The following is a 21,588-nucleotide window of genomic DNA, read 5'->3' as shown; positions in this document are numbered from 1 at the left end:
ACATGACCAAAGGAATCTTAGGTAGAAAAATCGGTATGACGCAAGTTTTTGCTGAGAACGGTGATTTAATCCCTGTAACTGTAATTGAAGCTTCTGCAAACGTAGTTCTTCAAAAGAAAACAGTTGAGGTTGATGGTTACGAAGCAGTTCAGTTAGGTTTTGAAGACAAGCGCGAAAAGCTTTCCAACAAACCGGCTAAAGGCCACGTAGCTAAAGCGAACACTGCTCCTAAGCGCTTCATTCGCGAACTTCGCAATGTAAACTTAGCTGATTACGAGATTGGTCAGGAAGTCAAAGTTGATGTATTCGCAGAAGGCGATGTAGTAGATGTAACAGGAACAACAAAAGGTAAAGGTTTCCAGGGTGTTATCAAGCGCCACGGACAATCACGCGGACCAATGAGTCACGGTTCACGTTACCACCGTCGTCCTGGTTCAATGGGTCCGGTTGCTCCAAACCGTGTATTCAAACAAAAGAAATTGCCTGGTCAAATGGGTGGCAACACAATTACGATTCAAAACCTTCACATCGTGAAAGTTGACGCTGAGCGTAATTTGCTTCTTGTTAAAGGGAATGTCCCTGGATCCCGCAAATCGTTAGTCCGAGTAAAATCGGCTATCAAAGCGAAATAATCATTTTCATAGGAAAGGAGGAAACAAGAATGCCTAAAGTAGCTTTATTAAATCAAACAGGTTCACAAGTTGGCGACATCGAATTGAACGACTCCATCTTCGGTATCGAACCAAATGAATCAGTATTATTTGACGCAGTCGTATCGCAGCGCGCTTCACTTCGTCAAGGTAATCATAAAGTAAAAAATCGTTCTGAGGTAGCTGGCGGCGGTAAAAAGCCATGGCGTCAAAAAGGTACTGGACGTGCCCGCCAAGGTTCAATCCGTTCACCACAATGGCGCGGAGGCGGTATCGTATTCGGTCCGACACCACGCAGCTACAGCTACAAACTTCCTAAGAAAGTCCGTCGTTTGGCTCTGCGTTCTGCTCTTTCATCAGCAGTGGCTGGAGAAAACCTGATGGTACTTGAAGGATTGAACTTCGATGCGCCAAAAACAAAGGAATTCACTAAATTGGTGCAAGACCTTTCAGTTGGCAAAAAAGCGTTGTTCGTAACTGCTGACCTTGATGAGAACGTAGCATTGTCTGCGCGCAATATCCAAGGCATGACAGTAGTGCCGGCAAACGGCATCAACGTATTAGATCTGCTTGGACATGACAAAGTGGTCATGACAAAAGCGGCAGTAGAAAAAATTGAGGAGGTGCTTAGTTAATGGAAGCACGTGATATTCTAAAGCGTCCGGTCATTACTGAGCGATCTTCTGAAGTAATGGCAGATAAAAAGTACACTTTCGAAGTGGACACTCGCGCTAACAAAACACAAGTAAAACAAGCGGTTGAAGAAATCTTTGACGTGAAAGTTGAAAAAGTCAACATCATGAACTACAAAGGCAAATTCAAGCGCATGGGCAAACATGCAGGCTACACAAACAAACGCCGCAAAGCGATTGTGAAATTGACTGCTGACAGCAATGACATCGAATTATTCGAAGTATAATTTGAAAAGTTCTTAAAAGAACTACTATATGAAGGAGGGAAACAACATGGCGCTTAAAAAATACAAACCTACCTCCAACGGCCGTCGTAACATGACCAGTTCAGATTTCGCTGAAATCACGACGAACAAGCCTGAAAAATCGCTTTTGAAACCGACAAAGCGCAAAGGTGGCCGTAACAACCAAGGTAAGTTAACTGTACGCCATCACGGTGGTGGCCATAAACGCCAATACCGTGTCATCGATTTCAAACGTAACAAAGATGGCATTCCAGGACGCGTTGCTACAATCGAGTACGATCCGAACCGTTCTGCGAACATCGCATTGATTCATTATGCTGACGGAGAAAAACGTTACATTCTGGCTCCTAAGGGAATTTCAGTTGGAACGCAAATCATGTCAGGTACTGAAGCGGACATCAAATCAGGAAATGCTTTGCCATTGGCAAACATTCCAATGGGTTCTACAATCCACAACATCGAATTAAAACCAGGTGCTGGCGGTCAGCTTGTACGTTCAGCTGGAGCTTCAGCTCAAATTCTTGGTAAAGAAGGAAAATACGTAACTGTTCGTCTGCAATCAGGCGAAGTTCGCATGATTCTTGCTACTTGCCGCGCTACAATCGGTTCTGTAGGGAACGAACAACACGAATTGATCAACATCGGTAAAGCAGGACGTTCACGCTGGTTAGGCAAACGCCCAACAGTACGCGGATCTGTTATGAACCCGAACGATCACCCACATGGTGGTGGTGAAGGTCGCGCGCCAATCGGACGCAAATCACCAATGTCTCCATGGGGCAAACCAACTCTTGGATACAAAACACGCAAGAGAACGAACAAGTCAGACAAGTTCATCGTGCGTCGTCGTAAAAAATAATTTGATTTCGCTACGGTTCCAGAGTAGAACCGTGGTGCAATCACGAAGGGAGGATCCCAAATGGGCCGCAGCTTGAAAAAAGGACCTTTTGTTGACGATCATCTTATGAAAAAAGTTGAAGCGCAAAAAGGTTCCGAGAAAAAACAAGTGATCAAAACTTGGTCTCGCCGTTCTACAATTTTCCCGACATTCATCGGACAGACAATTGCAGTATACGATGGCCATAAGCACATCCCTGTATACGTGACTGAAGATATGGTAGGCCATAAACTAGGTGAATTTGCTCCAACACGCAAATACGCTAGTCATGGTGCAGATGATAAGAAAACAAGACGTTAATTGAGAGGAGGATTTCCCCATGCAAGCAAAAGCTGTCGCTAGAACAGTACGTATTGCTCCTCGTAAAGTCCGTTTAGTAGTAGATTTGATCCGAGGCAAGCAAATCGGCGAAGCCGTTGCGATTTTGCGTCACACTCCGAAAGCAGCATCGATTGTTGTTGAGAAGTTGCTAAAATCTGCAGCTGCTAACGCAGAACACAACTACGAAATGAACCTGGACAACTTGGTTGTCAGCGAAGTGTTCGTAGACGAAGGACCAACATTGAAACGTTTCCGTCCAAGAGCAATGGGACGTGCAAGCGCGATTAACAAACGTACAAGCCACATCACATTAGTGGTATCTGAGAAGAAGGAGGGATAATTCGTGGGACAAAAAATAAATCCAATCGGGATGCGTATCGGCATCATTCGTGACTGGGAGTCAAAATGGTACGCTGAAAAAGACTATGCGACACTTCTTCACGAAGATATTAAAATCCGTGAATACATCGAAGCACGCTTGAAAGAAGCTTCCGTTTCTAAAACAGAAATTGAACGCGCTGCAAACCGTGTCAACATTACAATTCACACTGCGAAGCCAGGTATGGTAATTGGTAAAGGTGGATCCGAAGTAGAAGTACTTCGCAAACAGCTGAACGCAATGACTGGCAAGCGTGTACACATCAACATCGTAGAAATCAAAAGAGCTGACCTTGATGCGACATTGGTTGCTGAAAGCATTGCACGTCAATTGGAAAACCGCGTGTCTTTCCGTCGTGCTCAAAAGCAAGCCATCCAACGCACTATGCGTTCTGGCGCTAAAGGGATCAAAACACAAGTATCTGGACGTCTAGGCGGCGCTGACATTGCGCGTGCTGAACACTACAGTGAAGGTACTGTTCCGCTCCATACGCTACGCGCTGATATCGATTATGCGCATGCTGAAGCAGACACAACTTATGGTAAGCTTGGCGTAAAAGTATGGATCTATCGCGGTGAAGTCCTTCCAACTAAGAAGAAATCTGAGGAAGGAGGCAAATAATATGTTAATGCCTAAACGCGTTAAATATCGTCGTGAGCACCGAGGCAAGATGCGCGGAGAAGCTAAAGGCGGCAAAGAAGTAGCATTCGGCGAGTTCGGACTTCAAGCTACAGAATCAGCTTGGATCACTAACCGTCAAATTGAAGCTGCACGTATTTCCATGACTCGTTACATGAAACGTGGCGGTAAAGTTTGGATTAAAATTTTCCCGCATAAGCCATATACGAAAAAGCCTCTAGAGGTACGTATGGGATCTGGTAAAGGTTCACCTGAAGGCTGGGTAGCGGTTGTTAAAACCGGTAAAATAATGTTCGAACTTGCTGGAGTATCTGAAGAAGTGGCACGCGAAGCATTGCGCCTTGCATCTCACAAACTTCCGATCAAAACCAAGTTCGTAAAACGTGAAGAAATTGGTGGTGAATCGAATGAAAGCTAATGAAATCCGTGACCTAACCACTGCTGAAATCGAACAAAAAGTGAAATCACTGAAAGAAGAGCTTTTCAACCTTCGCTTCCAATTGGCTACTGGTCAATTAGAAAATACTGCGCGCATCCGCGAAGTACGCAAAGCGATTGCCCGTATGAAAACTGTGATTCATGAAAGAGAAATCAGTGGCACTAACTGATAAATCGAGAGGAGGTTTGCAAGTATGACTGAGCGTAACCAACGCAAAGTATACACAGGCCGTGTTGTGTCTGACAAAATGGACAAAACCGTTACAGTAATGGTGGAGACTCAAAAGAAGCACGCATTTTACGGCAAACGTGTTAAATACTCGAAAAAATACAAGGCTCATGATGAGCAAAACGAAGCGAAAATGGGCGACATCGTTCGCATCATGGAAACTCGTCCGCTATCAGCTACTAAACGCTTTCGCGTCGTAGAAGTGATTGAAAAAGCGGTTATTATCTAATTTAAATAAGTTCGGAATACAAGAAATTCCGGAGGGAGGTTACCTAAGTGATCCAACAGGAAAGTCGTTTAAAAGTTGCAGACAACTCGGGTGCTCGTGAAGTATTAGCGATTAAAGTACTTGGTGGTTCTGGTCGCAAGACTGCAAACATCGGTGACGTAATCGTTTGTACCGTGAAAAAAGCAACACCAGGTGGCGTTGTTAAGAAGGGTGAAGTCGTTAAGGCTGTAATCGTTCGCACGAAAAGCGGAGCTCGCCGTAAAGACGGTACTTACATTAAATTTGATGAAAATGCATGTGTTATTATTCGTGACGACAAAGGTCCACGCGGAACTCGTATTTTCGGACCTGTGGCGCGTGAACTTCGCGACAACAGCTTCATGAAAATCGTTTCACTTGCTCCTGAAGTTCTTTAATAAATCAATGTGCCATACCAAGGAGGTGCGACAGAATGCATGTTAAAAAAGGCGATACAGTTAAGGTGATCTCTGGTAAAGATAAAGGCAAAACAGGTGTTGTTTTGACTGCTTTACCAAAGAAGGACCGTGTGCTTGTAGAAGGTGTTAACATCGTGAAAAAGCATACAAAACCGAACCAGGCAAACCCGCAAGGCGGAATTGTCAGCCAAGAAGCAGCAATCCACGTTTCCAACGTTATGCTACTTGACCCGAAATCCGGCGAGCCGACTCGTGTAGGATACAAGGTTGAAGATGGTAAAAAAGTTCGTGTTGCAAAAAAATCCGGTGAAAAATTAGATAAATAAAATTCCTGAATGAAGGGAGGGTACACACATGAACCGCCTACAAGAAAAATATACGAATGAAATCACTCCTGCTCTAGTGAGCAAGTTTGAATATGAATCAGTGATGCAGGCTCCTAAAGTCGACAAAATCGTTGTCAACATGGGTGTCGGTGAAGCTGTCCAAAACACGAAGTCTCTTGACTCAGCTGTTGAGGAATTGCAAACAATCACTGGTCAAAAACCAGTTATCACAAAAGCTAAGAAATCTATCGCAGGCTTCCGTCTACGTGAAGGTATGCCGATCGGATGTAAAGTGACACTGCGCGGAGAGCGTATGTATGACTTCCTGGATAAATTGATTGCTATCTCACTTCCACGTGTACGTGACTTCCGTGGGGTTTCGAACAAATCGTTCGACGGCCGCGGCAACTACACACTTGGTGTGAAAGAACAATTGATCTTCCCTGAAATCGATTATGATAAAGTTTCGAAAGTACGCGGGATGGACATCGTAATTGTAACAACTGCGAATTCTGATGAAGAAGCTCGTGAGTTATTGACACAATTCGGAATGCCGTTCCAAAAGTAAACATGAGGGAGGCGTAAACGTGGCTAAAAAATCCATGATCGCAAAACAAAAACGCACGCCAAAGTATAAAGTACAAGATTATACGCGCTGTGAACGATGCGGACGCCCGCATTCAGTAATACGCAAATTCAAACTTTGCCGTATTTGTTTCCGTGAACTTGCATACAAGGGACAAATTCCTGGCGTGAAAAAAGCCAGCTGGTAATCCCCTAATTTGGGAAGGAGGTAAAAGTAATGACAATGACAGATCCGATTGCAGATATGCTGACACGCATTCGTAATGCAAACATGGTTCGTCACGAGAAATTAGAGCTTCCGGCTTCTAATGTGAAAAAAGACATCGCTGAAATCCTTAAGCGTGAAGGTTTCGTTCGTGACGTAGAATATGTTGAAGATGATAAACAAGGCATGATCCGGATTTTCTTGAAATACGGAGCTAACAACGAACGCGTTATTACTGGATTGAAACGTATTTCAAAACCAGGATTGCGTGTTTACGCGAAAACTAACGAGGTGCCACGCGTACTAAACGGTTTGGGAATCGCATTAGTATCAACATCACAAGGATTAGTAACAGACAAAGAAGCCCGCGCGAAACAAATCGGCGGAGAAATCATAGCATACGTTTGGTAATAAGCAACAAACGAATGGAGGTGCAACAGAATGTCACGTGTAGGTAAAAAACCAATCGAGGTGCCTGCTGAAGTTACGGTTACAGTTGACGACAACAACTTCGTAACAGTCAAAGGCCCTAAAGGCGAGCTATCTCGCTCAATTAACAAAGATATTACAATCACACAAGAAGATAACGTGTTAACATTGACACGTCCTTCCGATTCAAAAGACCACCGTACAAACCACGGTACAAGCCGCGCATTGCTGGCAAACATGGTAACAGGTGTTTCTGCTGGATTCGAACGTGCGCTTGAATTGGTCGGTGTCGGATATCGTGCTCAATTACAAGGGTCAAAATTGATTCTTAACGTGGGCTACTCACACCCAGTCGAGTTCACACCTCCAACAGGAGTTGAGATCGAAGTTGCCGGCAACACAAGAGTCGTTGTCAAAGGCATTGATAAAGAAAGCGTTGGAGCACTTGCTTCAAACATCCGCGCAACGCGTCCACCAGAGCCGTATAAAGGCAAAGGGATCCGTTACGAAGGAGAAGCAGTTCGCCGCAAAGAAGGTAAGACAGGTAAATAATGCTGCTTAGGCAGGCTGAAAGGAGTGACCTCAGTGATTACGAAACTCGATAAAAACGCATCACGCAAAAAACGTCACGCTCGTGTCCGTTCAAAAATTACGGGTACAGCAGAACGTCCGCGTTTGAACGTTTTCCGCTCAAATAAATACATTTACGCTCAATTGATCGATGACATGAATGGTGTGACACTTGCAAGTGCATCTTCTATGGAAAAAGACTTCGGAAGCGATGCTACAGGCAACGTGGAAGCAGCAGCAAAAGTTGGCGAACTAGTCGCAAAACGTGCTACTGAAAAAGGGTTGAAATCGGTTGTTTTTGACCGCGGTGGTTATTTATATCATGGGCGTGTTAAAGCGCTAGCAGAAGCAGCACGCGAAAATGGTTTACAATTTTAATAGAAGGAGGGACACATTTCATGCGTCGTATTGATCCAAACAAACTTGAACTTGAAGAACGCGTAGTTACGATTAACCGCGTAGCGAAAGTTGTAAAAGGTGGACGTCGTTTCCGTTTCTCCGCATTAGTTGTTGTTGGCGACAAAAATGGCAAAGTCGGTTTTGGTACTGGGAAAGCACAAGAAGTTCCAGAAGCTATCCGCAAAGCTGTTGAAGATGCGAAGAAGAACCTAATTGAAGTACCAATGGTTAAAGGAACAACTCCACACTTAGTAACTGGCCGCTTTGGTGCAGGTCAGATTCTTATCAAACCTGCTTCACCGGGTACTGGAGTTATCGCAGGCGGACCTGTCCGTGCGGTACTTGAGCTTGCCGGAGTACAGGATATCTTGTCTAAATCTCTAGGTTCAAGCACACCAATCAACATGGTACGTGCTACTATTAATGGTTTGACTCAACTGAAGAATGCTGATGAAGTGGCTAAGCTTCGTGGCAAAACTACAGAAGAGTTATTCGGATAAGGAGGGAAAATGACATGGCAACTAAACTGGAAATTACCCTCACAAAATCTGTGATCGGTTCAAAACCGGCACAGCGCAAAACAGTTCAATCTCTTGGGTTGCGCAAAATGCATCAAACAGTTGAGCACCAAGACAACGCAGCCATTCGTGGAATGCTGGACAAAGTCGCTCACTTAGTAACTATCAAAGAAGTTTAATCCCTGATTTCTATAGAAGGAGGTGCCAACCAAATGAAACTTCATGAATTAAAACCAGCAGAAGGTTCACGCAGCTCGAGAAAGCGCGTTGGACGTGGTATCGGTTCAGGAACTGGTAAAACGGCAGGTAAAGGTCATAAAGGTCAAAACGCTCGTTCAGGCGGCGGTGTTCGTCCTGGCTTTGAAGGTGGTCAAAACCCATTGTTCCGTCGTTTGCCGAAGCGTGGATTTACGAACATTAACCGTAAAGAATACGCAATCGTGAACGTCGATACGCTGAACCGTTTCGAAGACGGCACAGAAATTACACCAGAATTGCTTATCGAAACAGGTGTTGTGAGCAACGAAAAAGCTGGAATCAAAATTCTGGGCAACGGTAGCCTGGAAAAGAAATTGACAGTGAAAGCTCACAAATTCTCTGGATCAGCTAAAGAAGCGATTGAAGCTGCCGGCGGACAAACCGAGGTGGTTTAATGTTTCAGACAATCTCCAATTTTATGCGCGTGACTGATATTCGAAATAAAATCATCTTTACATTACTGATGCTCGTCATTTTCCGTATCGGGACATTCGTTCCGGTGCCGAATGTTGATGCAGAAGTATTACAGGCGACAGACCAAATGGGTCTGATCGGCTTCTTAAATACTTTCGGTGGAGGCGCCCTTGCTAACTTTTCGATTTTAGCAATGGGAATCATGCCTTACATTACCGCGTCAATCATTGTGCAGCTTCTGCAGATGGACGTTGTACCGAAATTTGCAGAGTGGGCCAAACAAGGAGAAGTCGGAAGACGAAAACTTGCACAATTCACTCGCTATTTCACAATTATACTGGCCTTTATCCAGGCAATCGGAATGTCTTACGGGTTTAACCAAATGTATGGTGGGTCCTTAATACAGAATGATACGATTTCAACTTACATCGTCATCGCGATTGTGTTAACTGGTGGTACAGCATTTCTATTGTGGCTTGGTGAGCAGATTACGGCAAAAGGTGTGGGGAACGGTATTTCGATTATCATCTTCGCAGGGATTGTCGCTGCAGTACCAGGCGCCATCAATCAATTATATGCTCAGCAGATCGAAGGGGCTGGAGATCAACTCCCGATCAACATTGCCATCATGGCTTTGCTGGCATTGGCTGTTGTTGCCATTACTGTATTGGTGATTTATGTTCAACAAGCGTTGCGTAAAATTCCGATCCAGTATGCAAAGCGGGTTGCTGGTCGTGGCCAAACAACCGGTGGGCAACAAACACATTTACCTTTGAAAGTAAACGCGGCCGGAGTTATCCCGGTAATCTTTGCAGTGGCGTTCATCATTACGCCGCAAACCATTGCTTCTTTCTTTGGTGCCAACGCGTTTACGGATGCCATTCAAAATACGTTCGACTATACACGTCCGGTCGGCATGGTCATCTATGTCGCTCTGATCGTAGCGTTCACGTATTTCTACGCATTCATCCAGGTGAATCCTGAAAACGTGTCGGATAACTTGAAAAAGCAGGGTGCATATATTCCAGGAATCCGTCCGGGTAAAAATACGCAGGATTATTTGACAAGTGTGCTGTACCGTTTGACTTTTGTCGGAGCCATCTTCCTGGCAGTCATTTCAATTCTTCCGATTTTCTTTATCAACGTTGCGAATTTACCGCAATCGGCGCAAATCGGCGGAACCAGTTTATTGATTGTTGTAGGGGTTGCGCTTGAAACGATGAAGCAATTGGAATCGCAGCTTGTGAAACGTCATTATAAAGGCTTTATGAAATAATCAATGGATGAAGAGGGGGCGTGAAAACGTCTCTTGTCCAATTGTCTGAGGGGGCAAAACGTATGAATATCGTATTAATGGGTCTACCAGGTGCCGGCAAAGGCACACAAGCAGACAAAATTGTTGAGAAGTACGACATCCCTCATATTTCTACAGGTGATATGTTTCGTGCAGCCATCAAAGGTGAAACGGAACTGGGCTTGAAAGCAAAATCGTTCATGGATCAAGGTGCACTTGTACCTGACGAAGTGACTATCGGTATCGTCCGGGAGCGACTCAGCAAGCCGGATTGTGAGAAAGGCTTCCTATTGGATGGCTTCCCTCGCACAGTTCCTCAAGCTGAAGCGCTGGAATCTCTTCTGGCTGATCTTGGCAAACGAATCGAGCATGTCGTAAATATCCAAGTTGAACAAGACGAACTAATTGCACGTTTAACAGGTCGTTGGATTTGCAGACAATGCGGAACTGCTTATCATACTGTCTTCAACCCGCCGAAAGTGACGGGAGTGTGCGACAAAGATGGTGCGGAACTGTATCAGCGTGAAGACGACAAACCTGAGACCGTCACAAAGCGTTTAGAAGTAAATATGCAACAAACACAACCGCTTCTTGACTTCTATGAAGACAGAAACGTGTTGGAAAATATAAATGGACAGCAGGATATTCAAAAAGTATTTGCTGACATTGATGCTCTTCTAAAGGGCGACCGAGGATAATTCCCGGCGCCGGGCGCAGTTAGTTGCCTCCATGTGGCTTTAAGGAGCACCGGAGATATGAATTTTCGTGAGCTGCAAAAGCAAACAAGGCCTGCTATGCGAATGCTGGTGAAGAATTGCATGACCGTGCATTTCCTCGTCGGAACGAGTATAATGGGTTTCGTGGAAGCATCTGTGTAACGGGTTTGGAACTCATCCAAGGCAGTCCGGGCAGTCGAGGATACATGAGACGACAGACTGACTTAACCGGATTACCCCCGCCCCGCTTGTGTGCGGGAGGCGGAACTCGGATAGCGTCTTTCAAATGTCACTCATGCATTCCTTGCGAATGAATAACATACACCTATTCAATCAGCAAATACTGTTTGAAGATGAGAACCTGATTTGTATACAGAAGGGAGACTGGGTCGATGGCGAAAGACGATGTAATTGAAATCGAAGGAACAGTCGTTGAGACTTTGCCTAACGCGATGTTTAAAGTGGAACTGGAAAACGGCCATACGATTCTTGCACATGTATCAGGCAAGATTCGCATGCATTTCATCCGCATTCTGCCAGGAGATAAAGTGACAGTGGAACTTTCTCCTTACGATTTAACACGCGGTCGTATCACATACCGTTTTAAATAATCTTTTGCACTCCGGACTACTAAGGAGGTTGGGTTAGATGAAAGTGAGACCATCTGTAAAGCCGATCTGTGAAAAATGTAAAGTTATTCGCAGAAACGGTAAAGTAATGGTAATCTGTGAAAATCCGAAACACAAACAAAGACAAGGCTAATTTGAAGGAGGTGCATCGCACACATGGCACGTATTGCTGGTGTTGACATTCCGCGCGATAAACGCGTTGTTATTTCATTAACATACATTTACGGTGTTGGGAAAACTACTGCACAGAAAGTTCTTTCTGCTGCTGGAATCTCTGAAGACACACGAGTTCGTGATCTTACAGAAGATGAGTTGAACAATCTCCGTGAGCAACTAGATCAGTACAAAATCGAAGGTGACCTTCGTCGTGAAGTTTCTATGAACATCAAACGCTTGATGGAAATTGCTAGCTTCCGGGGAATTCGCCACCGCCGTGGACTACCTGTACGCGGTCAAAACACGAAGAACAATGCGCGTACGCGTAAAGGTCCTCGTAAAACTGTAGCTAACAAGAAAAAATAATCAGTAAAGGAGGTTTCTTCTTAACATGGCACGTAGACAACAAACTCGTAAGCGTCGTGTGAAAAAGAATATCGAATCCGGTATTGCTCACATCCGCTCAACATTCAATAACACAATTGTTACTATTACCGATACGCAAGGAAACGCAGTATCTTGGTCAAGCGCAGGTGCTCTAGGATTTAGAGGTTCACGTAAATCGACACCTTTCGCTGCTCAAATGGCTGCTGAAACTGCTGCGAAAACATCAATGGAACATGGCCTTAAAACTTTGGAAGTTACAGTTAAAGGTCCTGGTTCAGGTCGTGAGGCTGCTATCCGTGCACTTCAAGCTGCCGGACTGGAAGTTACAGCTATCAAAGACGTAACTCCGGTACCTCATAACGGTTGCCGTCCGCCAAAACGCCGTCGCGTGTAATCGTTAATCTGAATAGGATTTCTGAACATCACGACTTACTGAATGTGTTCCGAACTGTAGCGAAAGTCTGTGACTATCGAATTCTTGATGAAGCGAAAAATACACCGACGTTTTGAAGGAGGGTAAAATGAATGCTCGAAATAGAAAAACCAAAGATTGAAACGGTTGAGATCGGCAACGATTCCAAGTTTGGTAAATTTGTTGTTGAACCTCTTGAGCGTGGATATGGAACCACTTTAGGAAACTCCTTACGTCGAATCTTACTTTCATCTTTACCAGGCGCCGCTGTTACTTCTATTCAAATTGACGGAGTACTGCATGAATTTTCTACAGTCGAAGGTGTAGAAGAAGATGTGGCTTCCATCATCTTGAATATCAAGAAACTGGCTCTGAAAATTTACTCTGACGAAGAAAAAGTCATTGAAATTGATGTGAAAGGTGACGGAACGGTTACGGCTGCAGATATCACGCACGACAGTGACGTGGAAATTCTGAATCCGGATCTATATATTGCAACAATCGCGAAAGGCGGCCATCTCCGTATGCGCATGTATGCGAACCGTGGTCGTGGATACGCCCGTGCAGATCAGAACAAACGTGAAGATCTTCCGATTGGTGTCATCCCGATTGACTCTATTTACACTCCTGTTTCACGCGTTAATTTCCAAGTGGAAAATACCCGTGTGGGCCAACTGGCGCATTTCGATAAACTTTCCCTTGATGTCTGGACAGATGGCAGCATCGGTCCGAAAGAAGCAATCGCGCTTGGCGCAAAAATCTTTACAGAGCATTTGAATATCTTCGTAGGATTGACAGACGAGGCGCAAACGGCTGAAATCATGGTTGAAAAAGAAGAAGACCAAAAAGAAAAAGTCCTCGAGATGACGATCGAAGAACTTGATCTTTCGGTTCGTTCTTACAACTGCTTGAAGCGTGCGGGTATCAACACGGTACACGAACTGGCAAGCAAGTCGGAAGACGACATGATGAAAGTCCGCAACCTTGGACGTAAATCACTTGAAGAAGTGAAAGTGAAATTGGAAGATTTAGGACTGGGTCTTCGTAAAGAAGATTAAGCATCCAAAGTCCGTTCCGAACTATTCAACAAAGGAGGGAAACTTCAATGAGAAAGCTTCAACGTACAAGTTCTCAACGTAAAGCACTATTACGTGACCTTACAACAGACCTAATCGTACACGAACGCATTCAAACGACTGAAGCTCGTGCGAAAGAAGTGCGTTCAACTGTAGAAAAAATGATTACACTTGGCAAACGCGGAGATCTTCATGCACGCCGTAAAGCTGCAGCTTATATCCGTCGTGAGCTAGTAACGACTACTGATGAGGAAGGCAACGAAAGCACATCTTTTGCTTTGCAAAAATTGTTTGACGACGTTGCACCGCGTTATGCAGACCGTCAAGGCGGCTACACACGCATCATGAAAATGGGGCCTCGTCGTGGAGACGGCGCACCAATCGTTATCATCGAATTAGTTTAATTTGGGTCATCGATCCAGGTTAAAGCCTTTGGCGGTTGCCACGGATTTAGATTGGCGCATGCGCTCTTCGGGATTCTGACGCAACGACGCCGGGGCATCATTGAATTACTGGGAGAGGGTATTGACCCTCTTCTTTTAGCATCATGGTTTATACGACAATATGAAAAGCTGAGTGTTATGATGAGCGAGCCTGTATGGTGGCGTCTCGTCTAGCTCTACGCACCTCATTCAACCCCGGCTTAAGCAACCGGGGAGCCATAGAGACAGAAAAGCGCATTTCTCTGAATGAGGTGCGCGCTTTTTTTATTTATTCTGCTTTAACGGAAAATCAATTGACTGTCAAAGCCTGTAGAGTGCAACTGGCAACTCGCAGAAAGCCACGCTGGTTGGGGTTTCAATTTATTTTACATATGCTTCTGAAAACGAGTAGAGTAGAGCTTAGGAGAGAACGGGGAGGCGAGCTTAGATGAATTCGACGATATTGTCATTTGAAGATGTGACATTCACATATATGCCGGAAGACGAGTCGGTCCGTCCTGCAGTGGAGAACTTATCCTTTTCGATACAGGATGGGGAATGGATCGCCATTGTCGGCCATAACGGTTCAGGCAAATCAACCATCGCCAAGTTGATGAATGGGTTACTGTTTCCGCAGCAGGGGACAGTCCGTGCCATGGGCCAAACCATGTCCGAGGAAAGTTTATGGGATATCCGGTCCCAGATGGGCATGGTGTTCCAAAATCCGGATAATCAGTTTGTCGGGGCTACGGTTCAGGACGACGTGGCTTTTGCGCTGGAGAACAACGGTGTACCGCACGAAGAAATGGTGAAGCGTGTGAAAGAATCTCTCCATCAAGTAAAGATGGAAGAGTACGTGGATCACGAACCCCATCATTTATCCGGCGGCCAGAAGCAGCGCGTCGCCATTGCAGGCGCACTGGCTTTAAAGCCGAGACTGCTGATTCTGGATGAAGCCACTTCCATGCTGGATCCGCAGGGCCGTGTGGAAGTGATCGAGACCATCCGGGAACTCCGTGAAGCCACGGGGCTAACTGTTATTTCCATTACCCATGACCTGGAAGAAGCGGCGCTGGCTGACCGCATCCTGGTGATGAATGCAGGGCATAAGCACGGGGAAGGTACGCCTGATTCGGTATTTTTGGAAGGAAATGAACTGACCAAACTGGGCCTGGATCTGCCTTTTGCTATGCGGATGACGCATTTACTCCGGGAAGCGGGTTTGCCGCTCACGAGAGAACACATGACTGAAGACGAATTGGTGGATGAACTATGGACATTTTACTCCGACAAGTAGGCTATAGCTATGCAGTGGACACGCCTTTTGAAAAAAGGGCGTTAACTGATGTTTCGCTGCATATCCCGTCCGGGTCCTACACAGCAATCATTGGCCATACAGGCTCAGGGAAGTCGACGGTGCTGCAGCATTTAAATGCTTTGCTGAAGCCGACAGAAGGCGCGGTCATCATCGGAGACCGAAAAATCGAAGCCGGCGTCAAAGCGAAAAATCTGCGGGATATACGCCGCCAGGTCGGCATTGTGTTTCAGTTTCCCGAACAGCAGCTGTTTGATGAAACGGTGCTGAAAGATATTATGTTCGGACCTTTGAATTACGGAGTTCCGGAAGAAGAAGCAAGCCGCCGGGCGCACGAACTTGTCGAACAGTTGGGTCTGCCCAAAGAAGTGTTGGGCAAATCCCCTTTTGACTTGTCTGGAGGGCAAATGCGCAGAGTCGCGATTGCCGGTGTGCTGGCCATGGATCCTGAAGTGCTGGTGCTGGATGAACCGACTGCCGGGTTGGATCCGCGCGGACGGCGGGAAATCATGGACTTGTTCCATCAGCTGCACATCCAGAAGGGGCTCACGACGGTGCTGGTTACCCACAGTATGGAAGATGCGGCGCGCTATGCTGATCAAGTCGCCATCATGCACAACGGCCGCTGTGTGGTCACTGGGGAGCCGGGTGTGATTTTTGCAGATGAGGAACAATTGGGAGATTACCGCCTGGAGCCTCCCCGGACAGTCCGCCTGCAGCGGCATTTTGAAGCGCGGACGGGGCTCAAGCTGGACGGCATTTCATTAACAGAAGAGGCGTTGGCTAAAAACATCGCGCTGGCACTGGCGGAAGGGCGTGATTCCGAATGATGGAGAAAATGATTTTCGGTCGCTTTATTCCCGGTGATTCGCTCGTGCACCGCCTGGATCCGCGCGCTAAAATCCTGTTTGTCTTTTTGTTCATCGCCATTGTCTTTGTGGCTAACAATGCCATCACATATGGCCTGTTAATAGGCTTTACTTTGCTTGTGGTATTTATGTCCAGAATCCGTTTGTACTTTTTAGTGAACGGCTTGAAACCAGTGATGATTTTAGTGATTTTCACTTTTCTGCTCCATATCCTTTTCACAAGAGAAGGAGCGGTGCTGCTGGATTTAGGGTTTATGTCCATATATGAAGAAGGGTTGCGGCAAGGGATTTTCATTGCCATCCGATTTTTGGTGCTGGTCTTTATCACGAGTATTTTAACACTCACCACATCCCCTATTTCCATTACGGACGGCATTGAGGTTCTGCTTGGGCCGTTCAAACGCCTCAAGCTGCCGGTGCATGAACTGGCACTCATGATGTCCATTTCGCTTCGGTTCATCCCGACGCTGATGGATGAGACCGGCAAAATACTGAAAGCGCAAATGGCCCGTGGCTCGGACATCGGGTCCGGTCCTGTCAAAGAACGGATCAAAGCGGTGGTTCCATTGCTCATTCCCTTATTCGTCAGTGCCTTTAAGCGGGCGGAAGATTTGGCGACAGCAATGGAAGTGCGGGGTTACCGCGGAGGAAGCGGCCGGACGCGTTATCGCCAGCTGAACTGGCGCTTCAAAGACACAGCCAGTTTGCTGGTGCTGGTTGCACTGGCCGGCACGCTTTGGTATTTCCGCTCATAAGGAGAGAATATATGAAACGATTACGTGCGAAGATTGCTTATGACGGCTCGGGGTTTGCAGGCTATCAAATCCAGCCGGACTCACGAACCGTGCAGTTGGAGCTGATGAACGTCCTGGAAAGGATTCATAAAGGGCAAAGGGTTCAAGTCGTGGCAAGTGGCAGGACCGATGCAAAAGTCCATGCCACAGGGCAGGTCATCCATTTCGATACGCCGCTCACTATTCCGCTGGCAGGGTGGCTGAGAGCGTTGAATGTATTGCTGCCGGAAGATATCCGGATCTGGCATATCGAAGAAGTGGATCAAACTTTCCATGCACGCTATCATGCATCCGGGAAGACATACCGCTACAAATGGGACCGGCGCCAGATCATCAGTCCGTTTACCCGCAATTACCTGGTCCATGTCAAACAGCCTTTGGATGTAGAGGCGATGAAACAGGCGGCTCAAGCGTTGCTGGGCACTCATGACTTTTCCAGTTTCTGCGCGGCGAACACAGCAGTCGTCGATAAAGTCCGGACCATTCGCCGGTTGGAATTTGAAGAACACGGTGAAGAATTGCATATGGTGATAGAAGGCTCCGGCTTTTTATACAATATGGTCCGGATCATTGCCGGCACGCTGCAGGAAATAGGAGTCGGACGGCGAAAGCCGGAAGAGCTTGCTGAAATCCTCCGGGCAGCCGATCGGGATGCAGCTGGAAAAACTGCGGCAGCCCACGGTTTATACCTGGAAAAAGTGACGTATGAACACTGAAGCAACTTTTCCTGGTGTTTTTACAAAAACGCTTGACTTTCAGGCGCTGGCGTTATAAGATGATGTATGGTATTTTCATTACCCCCACGATATGCCCCGGAAGGTTATTTGTGTTTAGGGATAACGAAAAAACGGAACAACGGAACACATGATTTTTTAAATGAGACGATACATTAGGAGGACAATATACATGCGTACAACATTCATGGCTAAAGGTCACGAAGTAGAGCGTAAATGGTTGGTTGTCGATGCAGAAGGACAAACTCTTGGACGTTTGGCTTCTGAAGTCGCTTCAATCCTGCGCGGTAAATACAAACCAACATTCACACCGAACGTTGACACTGGTGATCACGTAATCATCATCAATGCAGACAAGATTCACCTTACAGGTAAAAAGCTTACAGACAAAATCTACTACCGCCACACACAATACAGCGGTGGCTTGAAACAGCGTACAGCACTTGAAATGCGCACGAAATACCCAACAAAAATGCTTGAATTGGCGATTAAAGGGATGCTTCCTAAAAACTCCCTAGGCCGTCAGATCTTCAAGAAATTGCACGTATATGCAGGACCAGAGCATAACCATCAGGCTCAACAACCAGAAACTTACCAGCTTCGCGGATAATAATAGCAAATAAGAGGAGGATACACCCTTGGCACAAGTTCAATATATTGGTACAGGTCGCCGTAAAAACTCAACAGCTCGCGTACGTTTAGTACCGGGTGACGGCACAATCACAATCAACAAGCGTGACGTATCGGATTATGTCCCTTACGAAACTCTTGAGCAAATCATCAAACAACCATTGGTAGCTACTGAAACTCTAGGAAGCTACGATGTACTCGTAAACGTCAATGGCGGCGGGTTCACTGGACAAGCTGGCGCAATCCGTCACGGTATCGCACGCGCTCTACTTACTGTAGACCCTGCTTTCCGTCCGGCATTGAAATCAGCTGGACTTTTGACACGCGACCCACGGATGAAAGAACGTAAAAAATACGGTCTTCGTTCAGCTCGTCGTGCGCCTCAGTTCTCAAAACGTTAATTTATCGAAAACCCCTTTTCTCTTCGGAGAACAGGGGTTTTGTTTTTTTGTGGAAATGTTTTTGGCTAAGAGGCCGGTCCTGCTTTTCTTTGTCCAGGCTTCAACGGCCAGCTCCTCGGGTCGTAAGCCACTCTGGCTGTGCGGCTGAGAACATGCCGCTTCGCCAGACCGTCTTACGCCTGTCGGAACTGAACGGCCGTTTCCGCTTTTCTTTGTCCAGACTCCAACGGCCAGCTTCTGAGGTCGTAAGACAGTCGGAACTGAACGGCCGTTTCCGCTTTTCTTTGTCCAGACTCCAACGGCCAGCTTCTGAGGTCGTAAGACAGTCGGAACTGAACGGCCGTTTCCGCTTTTCTTTGTCCAGACTCCAACGGCCAGCTTCTGAGGTCGTAAGACAGTCGGAACTGAACGGTCCATTTCCGCTTTTCTTTTAAAAGACTGAATAGATTTAAAATGATGGCAGCTGTGTTATACTTGACGGTGAGCTAAAGACATAAGGAGTGTATGGATATGTTAACAGAACAACAAGTTCGCGAATTACTCGGAGAGTTGCAGGATCCGTTTTTACATAGATCGTTGACAGAAACAAACGGCATTACGTCGGTGACGATCAAAGAAGAGAAAAACCACGTCAGTGTCAAATTGGCGATTGCCAAGACCAACACGCCGGAACAGATGCAATTGCAGATGAAAGTCGTGGAAACACTGAAAGGAGCGGGAGCGGGTTCTGTCGGTATCCGTTTTGAAGAACTGCCGCCTGAAGCCTTGTCTCAGTTCCGCGGTACAGCCAGCGAATCGGAAGCGCAGGATCTACTGTCTCCGATGAACAAAGTTGAATTCATCTCCATCGCCAGCGGAAAAGGCGGTGTAGGGAAATCGACCGTTTCCGTCAACCTGGCGATTGCCCTTGCACGCATGGGAAAAAAAGTGGGTTTGATCGATGCGGATATTTACGGCTTCAGTGTGCCGGATATGATGGGAATTGAAAAAACGCCGGTTGTCCGCGGAGACACCATCATCCCGGTGGAACGCTTCGGCGTAAAAGTCATTTCCATGGGCTTTTTCGTAGAAGAGAACATGCCGGTCGTGTGGCGTGGCCCGATGCTCGGGAAAGTGTTGGATCAGTTTTTCCGTGACGTAGAGTGGGGCGATCTTGATTACCTGCTGCTGGACCTTCCACCAGGGACAGGAGATGTGGCTCTGGATATTCACCAGATGCTTCCGGCGTCCAAGGAAATCGTGGTCACCACTCCGCATCCGACGGCCGCTTTCGTAGCAGCCCGTGCAGGAGCGATGGCGCTGCAGACGGATCATGAAGTACTGGGTGTCATTGAAAACATGGCATGGTTTGAAAGCAAGGAAACCGGCAACAGAGAATACCTCTTTGGACAAGGTGGCGGACCTAAGCTGGCTGAAGAATTGCAAGTGCCGCTGCTCGGTCAAATCCCTCTCGGTCAACCGGATTGGAACGAAGAAGATTTTGCACCTTCCGTTTACTTGGAAGATCATCCGACAGGCAAGATTTACGGAGAAATTGCCGACCAGATCCTGAAACAGTTTGAGAAAAAATAAAATACATGCAAAACCGGGAAATCCTTTGATTTTCCGGTTTCTTTATTGGGAAGCGCTGAAGATAAGGGGCGGTCTTGAAAAGGGAACAGCCGCTTCAGACAACATTCCTGTAGTGTCAAGGTTTGTTCACAAGTTTGGAGCGGGGCTGATGGATTTTTTTTCTTCAGGTTGATACAATCTTAGAAGGACTTCAAATAACGGAGGCATTCAAGTGACAATACGAAATTGGGTAAAATTTTTCATAAATGCAATCTTGATCGGTGGAGGAATCACCGGCGTTCTTGGTTTATTCATCCGCTGGAATGATGTCTTTGCAGAAGCTTTTCAAAATGGCCAATGGGGAGAATTTCTGGCTGGCTTTGCATGGATGGTGGTTGTTGGTATTACGATGAGTATCATTGCGCAAATGGGCTTTTTCGCTTATTTGACGATTCACCAGTTCGGCGTCAACATGTTCCGGACGCTGCGCTTATGGAATTGGGTGCAACTGCTGATCATTGCGATTGTGATATTCGATTTGATAACGTTCCGCTTTGCGCCAAACGCCGAAACGGCAGCACAGGGCTGGCTGTATGCGGGTCTATTGGCCATTCTGATCGGAACGGCATTGGTGACAGCTTATTTCAAGGCCAAGTGGACCAACAAGTCGACATTCATCTCGGCGTTGTTTTTCATGATCGCCGTAACGACATTGGAATGGCTCCCTGCACTGATGGTGGAAGCCGGAAACATCGACAGCTGGGTGACCCTGCTGCTGTTCCCGTTCTTATCAGTCAATGCTTATCAGCTGCTGATGTTGCCGAAATACAATGCCAAGTCTGAAGAAGACCGCCTGAAACTCGAAGAACGCCGTGCGAAACGAAGAGCCGCAGCAAACAAGCCGGCTGTGAAGAAACAATAATAGTAAGAAGCGCTGTTGCGAATTTCCCTTGAAGGGAGAGTAGCAACGGCTTTTTTATTGGCGATAAAGCTTGGCGAAGTGTAAACCGGCACAACGGAAACTAAATCGGTTGACTACGTTCCAGCCGTTTTTTTGCGTCATTCAGGAAAATGAAAAACAAAAATCTTTCAGCGTGTTGGTTTTTGAAGCAGCGAAGAAGATGAGAGTCACTTTTCCCATTGAAGGCGAAACATAATAGAAGAGAAAGGCAATGGAGGCCTGGAATTTCGGGCTAATTACACAGTTTATAAAGAAATAAAAGAACTTGAAAAAAACTTTTTGAAATCTGTTGACAGGAATTGAATCATGCTTTAATATAATAAAAGTCGTCAAGAACGACAGCAACTTAAACAAACAACTTGAACCTTGAAAACCGAACA

At 46.3% G+C, this 21,588-nt stretch carries 36 protein-coding genes; all 36 read left to right on the top strand.

Going from position 1 to position 21,588, the window contains the following annotated elements:
• The first annotated feature begins 2 nt into the window (after positions 1 to 2).
• The 36 genes from rplC to EEX84_RS13335 all read left to right on the top strand — a co-directional run bounded on the left by rplC (position 3) and on the right by EEX84_RS13335 (position 21,169).
• Positions 3 to 632: a 50S ribosomal protein L3 gene (rplC, locus tag EEX84_RS13525; RefSeq protein ID WP_123166184.1), complete on the top strand. Its 630-nt coding sequence runs from the start codon at positions 3 to 5 to the stop codon at positions 630 to 632.
• A gap of 29 nt (positions 633 to 661) precedes the next feature.
• The gene (gene rplD, locus EEX84_RS13520; RefSeq protein ID WP_123166183.1) at positions 662 to 1,285 is read left to right on the top strand and encodes a 50S ribosomal protein L4; all 624 of its coding nucleotides are present in this window, start codon (positions 662 to 664) and stop codon (positions 1,283 to 1,285) included.
• Positions 1,285 to 1,569 (top strand): 50S ribosomal protein L23, encoded by a 285-nt coding sequence (rplW, locus tag EEX84_RS13515; protein ID WP_123166182.1) that lies wholly within the window; start codon positions 1,285 to 1,287, stop codon positions 1,567 to 1,569. The genes rplD and rplW overlap by 1 nt, the downstream gene beginning before the upstream one ends.
• A gap of 46 nt (positions 1,570 to 1,615) precedes the next feature.
• A complete protein-coding gene (gene rplB / locus EEX84_RS13510; protein WP_123166181.1) occupies positions 1,616 to 2,446 on the top strand; it encodes a 50S ribosomal protein L2 in 831 nt (276 codons plus the stop codon).
• Between the two features lie 60 nt (positions 2,447 to 2,506).
• Positions 2,507 to 2,785, top strand: a complete 279-nt coding sequence (gene rpsS, locus EEX84_RS13505; protein WP_123166180.1) for a 30S ribosomal protein S19 — start codon at positions 2,507 to 2,509, stop codon at positions 2,783 to 2,785.
• Positions 2,786 to 2,804: 19 nt separating this feature from the next.
• On the top strand, positions 2,805 to 3,146 hold the full coding sequence (gene rplV / locus EEX84_RS13500; protein ID WP_123166179.1) for a 50S ribosomal protein L22: 342 nt from the start codon (positions 2,805 to 2,807) through the stop codon (positions 3,144 to 3,146).
• Positions 3,147 to 3,149: 3 nt separating this feature from the next.
• Complete coding sequence (gene rpsC, locus EEX84_RS13495) at positions 3,150 to 3,806, top strand: 30S ribosomal protein S3 (RefSeq protein ID WP_123166178.1); 657 nt, start codon at positions 3,150 to 3,152, stop codon at positions 3,804 to 3,806.
• A gap of 1 nt (position 3,807) precedes the next feature.
• The gene (rplP, locus tag EEX84_RS13490; protein ID WP_123166177.1) at positions 3,808 to 4,242 is read left to right on the top strand and encodes a 50S ribosomal protein L16; all 435 of its coding nucleotides are present in this window, start codon (positions 3,808 to 3,810) and stop codon (positions 4,240 to 4,242) included.
• Entirely contained in the window at positions 4,232 to 4,432 is a 201-nt protein-coding gene (rpmC, locus tag EEX84_RS13485; RefSeq protein WP_123166176.1) for a 50S ribosomal protein L29, read from the top strand. The genes rplP and rpmC overlap by 11 nt, the downstream gene beginning before the upstream one ends.
• 24 nt (positions 4,433 to 4,456) lie before the next feature.
• Positions 4,457 to 4,720, top strand: coding sequence for a 30S ribosomal protein S17 (gene rpsQ, locus EEX84_RS13480; protein ID WP_123166175.1), 264 nt, complete (start codon positions 4,457 to 4,459; stop codon positions 4,718 to 4,720).
• Positions 4,721 to 4,767: 47 nt separating this feature from the next.
• Positions 4,768 to 5,136 (top strand): 50S ribosomal protein L14, encoded by a 369-nt coding sequence (gene rplN, locus EEX84_RS13475; protein WP_052654106.1) that lies wholly within the window; start codon positions 4,768 to 4,770, stop codon positions 5,134 to 5,136.
• Positions 5,137 to 5,171: 35 nt separating this feature from the next.
• Entirely contained in the window at positions 5,172 to 5,483 is a 312-nt protein-coding gene (rplX, locus tag EEX84_RS13470) for a 50S ribosomal protein L24 (RefSeq protein ID WP_008432514.1), read from the top strand.
• Positions 5,484 to 5,511: 28 nt separating this feature from the next.
• Positions 5,512 to 6,051 carry a 50S ribosomal protein L5 gene (gene rplE / locus EEX84_RS13465; RefSeq protein WP_123166174.1) on the top strand — a complete coding sequence of 180 codons (540 nt, stop codon included), beginning with the start codon at positions 5,512 to 5,514 and terminating at the stop codon, positions 6,049 to 6,051.
• Positions 6,052 to 6,070: 19 nt separating this feature from the next.
• Entirely contained in the window at positions 6,071 to 6,256 is a 186-nt protein-coding gene (gene rpsN / locus EEX84_RS13460) for a 30S ribosomal protein S14 (RefSeq protein ID WP_123166173.1), read from the top strand.
• A gap of 29 nt (positions 6,257 to 6,285) precedes the next feature.
• Positions 6,286 to 6,684 (top strand): 30S ribosomal protein S8, encoded by a 399-nt coding sequence (gene rpsH, locus EEX84_RS13455; protein ID WP_006828942.1) that lies wholly within the window; start codon positions 6,286 to 6,288, stop codon positions 6,682 to 6,684.
• Between the two features lie 30 nt (positions 6,685 to 6,714).
• Complete coding sequence (gene rplF, locus EEX84_RS13450) at positions 6,715 to 7,254, top strand: 50S ribosomal protein L6 (protein WP_123166172.1); 540 nt, start codon at positions 6,715 to 6,717, stop codon at positions 7,252 to 7,254.
• Positions 7,255 to 7,287: 33 nt separating this feature from the next.
• Positions 7,288 to 7,650, top strand: coding sequence for a 50S ribosomal protein L18 (rplR, locus tag EEX84_RS13445; RefSeq protein ID WP_123166171.1), 363 nt, complete (start codon positions 7,288 to 7,290; stop codon positions 7,648 to 7,650).
• A gap of 20 nt (positions 7,651 to 7,670) precedes the next feature.
• Positions 7,671 to 8,171: a 30S ribosomal protein S5 gene (gene rpsE, locus EEX84_RS13440; RefSeq protein ID WP_123166170.1), complete on the top strand. Its 501-nt coding sequence runs from the start codon at positions 7,671 to 7,673 to the stop codon at positions 8,169 to 8,171.
• Positions 8,172 to 8,185: 14 nt separating this feature from the next.
• Positions 8,186 to 8,368, top strand: coding sequence for a 50S ribosomal protein L30 (gene rpmD, locus EEX84_RS13435; RefSeq protein WP_084242175.1), 183 nt, complete (start codon positions 8,186 to 8,188; stop codon positions 8,366 to 8,368).
• Between the two features lie 33 nt (positions 8,369 to 8,401).
• A complete protein-coding gene (rplO, locus tag EEX84_RS13430) occupies positions 8,402 to 8,842 on the top strand; it encodes a 50S ribosomal protein L15 (protein ID WP_123166169.1) in 441 nt (146 codons plus the stop codon).
• Positions 8,842 to 10,137, top strand: coding sequence for a preprotein translocase subunit SecY (gene secY, locus EEX84_RS13425; protein WP_123166168.1), 1,296 nt, complete (start codon positions 8,842 to 8,844; stop codon positions 10,135 to 10,137). Before rplO ends, secY begins: the two co-directional genes overlap by 1 nt.
• A gap of 62 nt (positions 10,138 to 10,199) precedes the next feature.
• On the top strand, positions 10,200 to 10,853 hold the full coding sequence (locus EEX84_RS13420; protein WP_123166167.1) for an adenylate kinase: 654 nt from the start codon (positions 10,200 to 10,202) through the stop codon (positions 10,851 to 10,853).
• A 410-nt stretch (positions 10,854 to 11,263) separates the two neighbouring features.
• Positions 11,264 to 11,482 carry a translation initiation factor IF-1 gene (infA, locus tag EEX84_RS13415; RefSeq protein ID WP_006828950.1) on the top strand — a complete coding sequence of 73 codons (219 nt, stop codon included), beginning with the start codon at positions 11,264 to 11,266 and terminating at the stop codon, positions 11,480 to 11,482.
• 37 nt (positions 11,483 to 11,519) lie between these two features.
• A complete protein-coding gene (gene rpmJ, locus EEX84_RS13410; protein WP_006828951.1) occupies positions 11,520 to 11,633 on the top strand; it encodes a 50S ribosomal protein L36 in 114 nt (37 codons plus the stop codon).
• Between the two features lie 23 nt (positions 11,634 to 11,656).
• Positions 11,657 to 12,022: a 30S ribosomal protein S13 gene (rpsM, locus tag EEX84_RS13405; protein WP_123166166.1), complete on the top strand. Its 366-nt coding sequence runs from the start codon at positions 11,657 to 11,659 to the stop codon at positions 12,020 to 12,022.
• Between the two features lie 25 nt (positions 12,023 to 12,047).
• A complete protein-coding gene (gene rpsK / locus EEX84_RS13400) occupies positions 12,048 to 12,437 on the top strand; it encodes a 30S ribosomal protein S11 (protein WP_123166165.1) in 390 nt (129 codons plus the stop codon).
• A gap of 131 nt (positions 12,438 to 12,568) precedes the next feature.
• Positions 12,569 to 13,513, top strand: a complete 945-nt coding sequence (locus EEX84_RS13395) for a DNA-directed RNA polymerase subunit alpha (RefSeq protein WP_123166164.1) — start codon at positions 12,569 to 12,571, stop codon at positions 13,511 to 13,513.
• 47 nt (positions 13,514 to 13,560) lie between these two features.
• Positions 13,561 to 13,935, top strand: a complete 375-nt coding sequence (rplQ, locus tag EEX84_RS13390) for a 50S ribosomal protein L17 (protein ID WP_123166163.1) — start codon at positions 13,561 to 13,563, stop codon at positions 13,933 to 13,935.
• 466 nt (positions 13,936 to 14,401) lie between these two features.
• Positions 14,402 to 15,250, top strand: coding sequence for an energy-coupling factor ABC transporter ATP-binding protein (locus tag EEX84_RS13380; protein ID WP_123166161.1), 849 nt, complete (start codon positions 14,402 to 14,404; stop codon positions 15,248 to 15,250).
• On the top strand, positions 15,226 to 16,098 hold the full coding sequence (locus tag EEX84_RS13375; protein WP_123166160.1) for an energy-coupling factor ABC transporter ATP-binding protein: 873 nt from the start codon (positions 15,226 to 15,228) through the stop codon (positions 16,096 to 16,098). Before EEX84_RS13380 ends, EEX84_RS13375 begins: the two co-directional genes overlap by 25 nt.
• Positions 16,095 to 16,892 (top strand): energy-coupling factor transporter transmembrane component T family protein, encoded by a 798-nt coding sequence (locus EEX84_RS13370; protein ID WP_123166159.1) that lies wholly within the window; start codon positions 16,095 to 16,097, stop codon positions 16,890 to 16,892. The genes EEX84_RS13375 and EEX84_RS13370 overlap by 4 nt, the downstream gene beginning before the upstream one ends.
• Positions 16,893 to 16,903: 11 nt before the next feature.
• Complete coding sequence (gene truA / locus EEX84_RS13365) at positions 16,904 to 17,647, top strand: tRNA pseudouridine(38-40) synthase TruA (protein ID WP_123166158.1); 744 nt, start codon at positions 16,904 to 16,906, stop codon at positions 17,645 to 17,647.
• Positions 17,648 to 17,837: 190 nt separating this feature from the next.
• Complete coding sequence (rplM, locus tag EEX84_RS13360; RefSeq protein ID WP_123166157.1) at positions 17,838 to 18,275, top strand: 50S ribosomal protein L13; 438 nt, start codon at positions 17,838 to 17,840, stop codon at positions 18,273 to 18,275.
• 28 nt (positions 18,276 to 18,303) lie between these two features.
• Complete coding sequence (rpsI, locus tag EEX84_RS13355) at positions 18,304 to 18,696, top strand: 30S ribosomal protein S9 (protein WP_123166156.1); 393 nt, start codon at positions 18,304 to 18,306, stop codon at positions 18,694 to 18,696.
• Positions 18,697 to 19,206: 510 nt separating this feature from the next.
• Entirely contained in the window at positions 19,207 to 20,268 is a 1,062-nt protein-coding gene (locus tag EEX84_RS13345) for an Mrp/NBP35 family ATP-binding protein (protein ID WP_123166154.1), read from the top strand.
• Positions 20,269 to 20,479: 211 nt separating this feature from the next.
• Positions 20,480 to 21,169, top strand: coding sequence for a KinB-signaling pathway activation protein (locus EEX84_RS13335; RefSeq protein WP_123166152.1), 690 nt, complete (start codon positions 20,480 to 20,482; stop codon positions 21,167 to 21,169).
• Positions 21,170 to 21,588: the final 419 nt, after the last annotated feature.

Origin of the sequence: Planococcus salinus, from assembly GCF_003719725.1 — a bacterium.
GTDB classification, from domain to species: domain Bacteria; phylum Bacillota; class Bacilli; order Bacillales_A; family Planococcaceae; genus Planococcus; species Planococcus salinus.
Note: the sequence above shows the minus strand (reverse complement) of the source record. Positions and strands in the feature narration are given on the sequence as shown.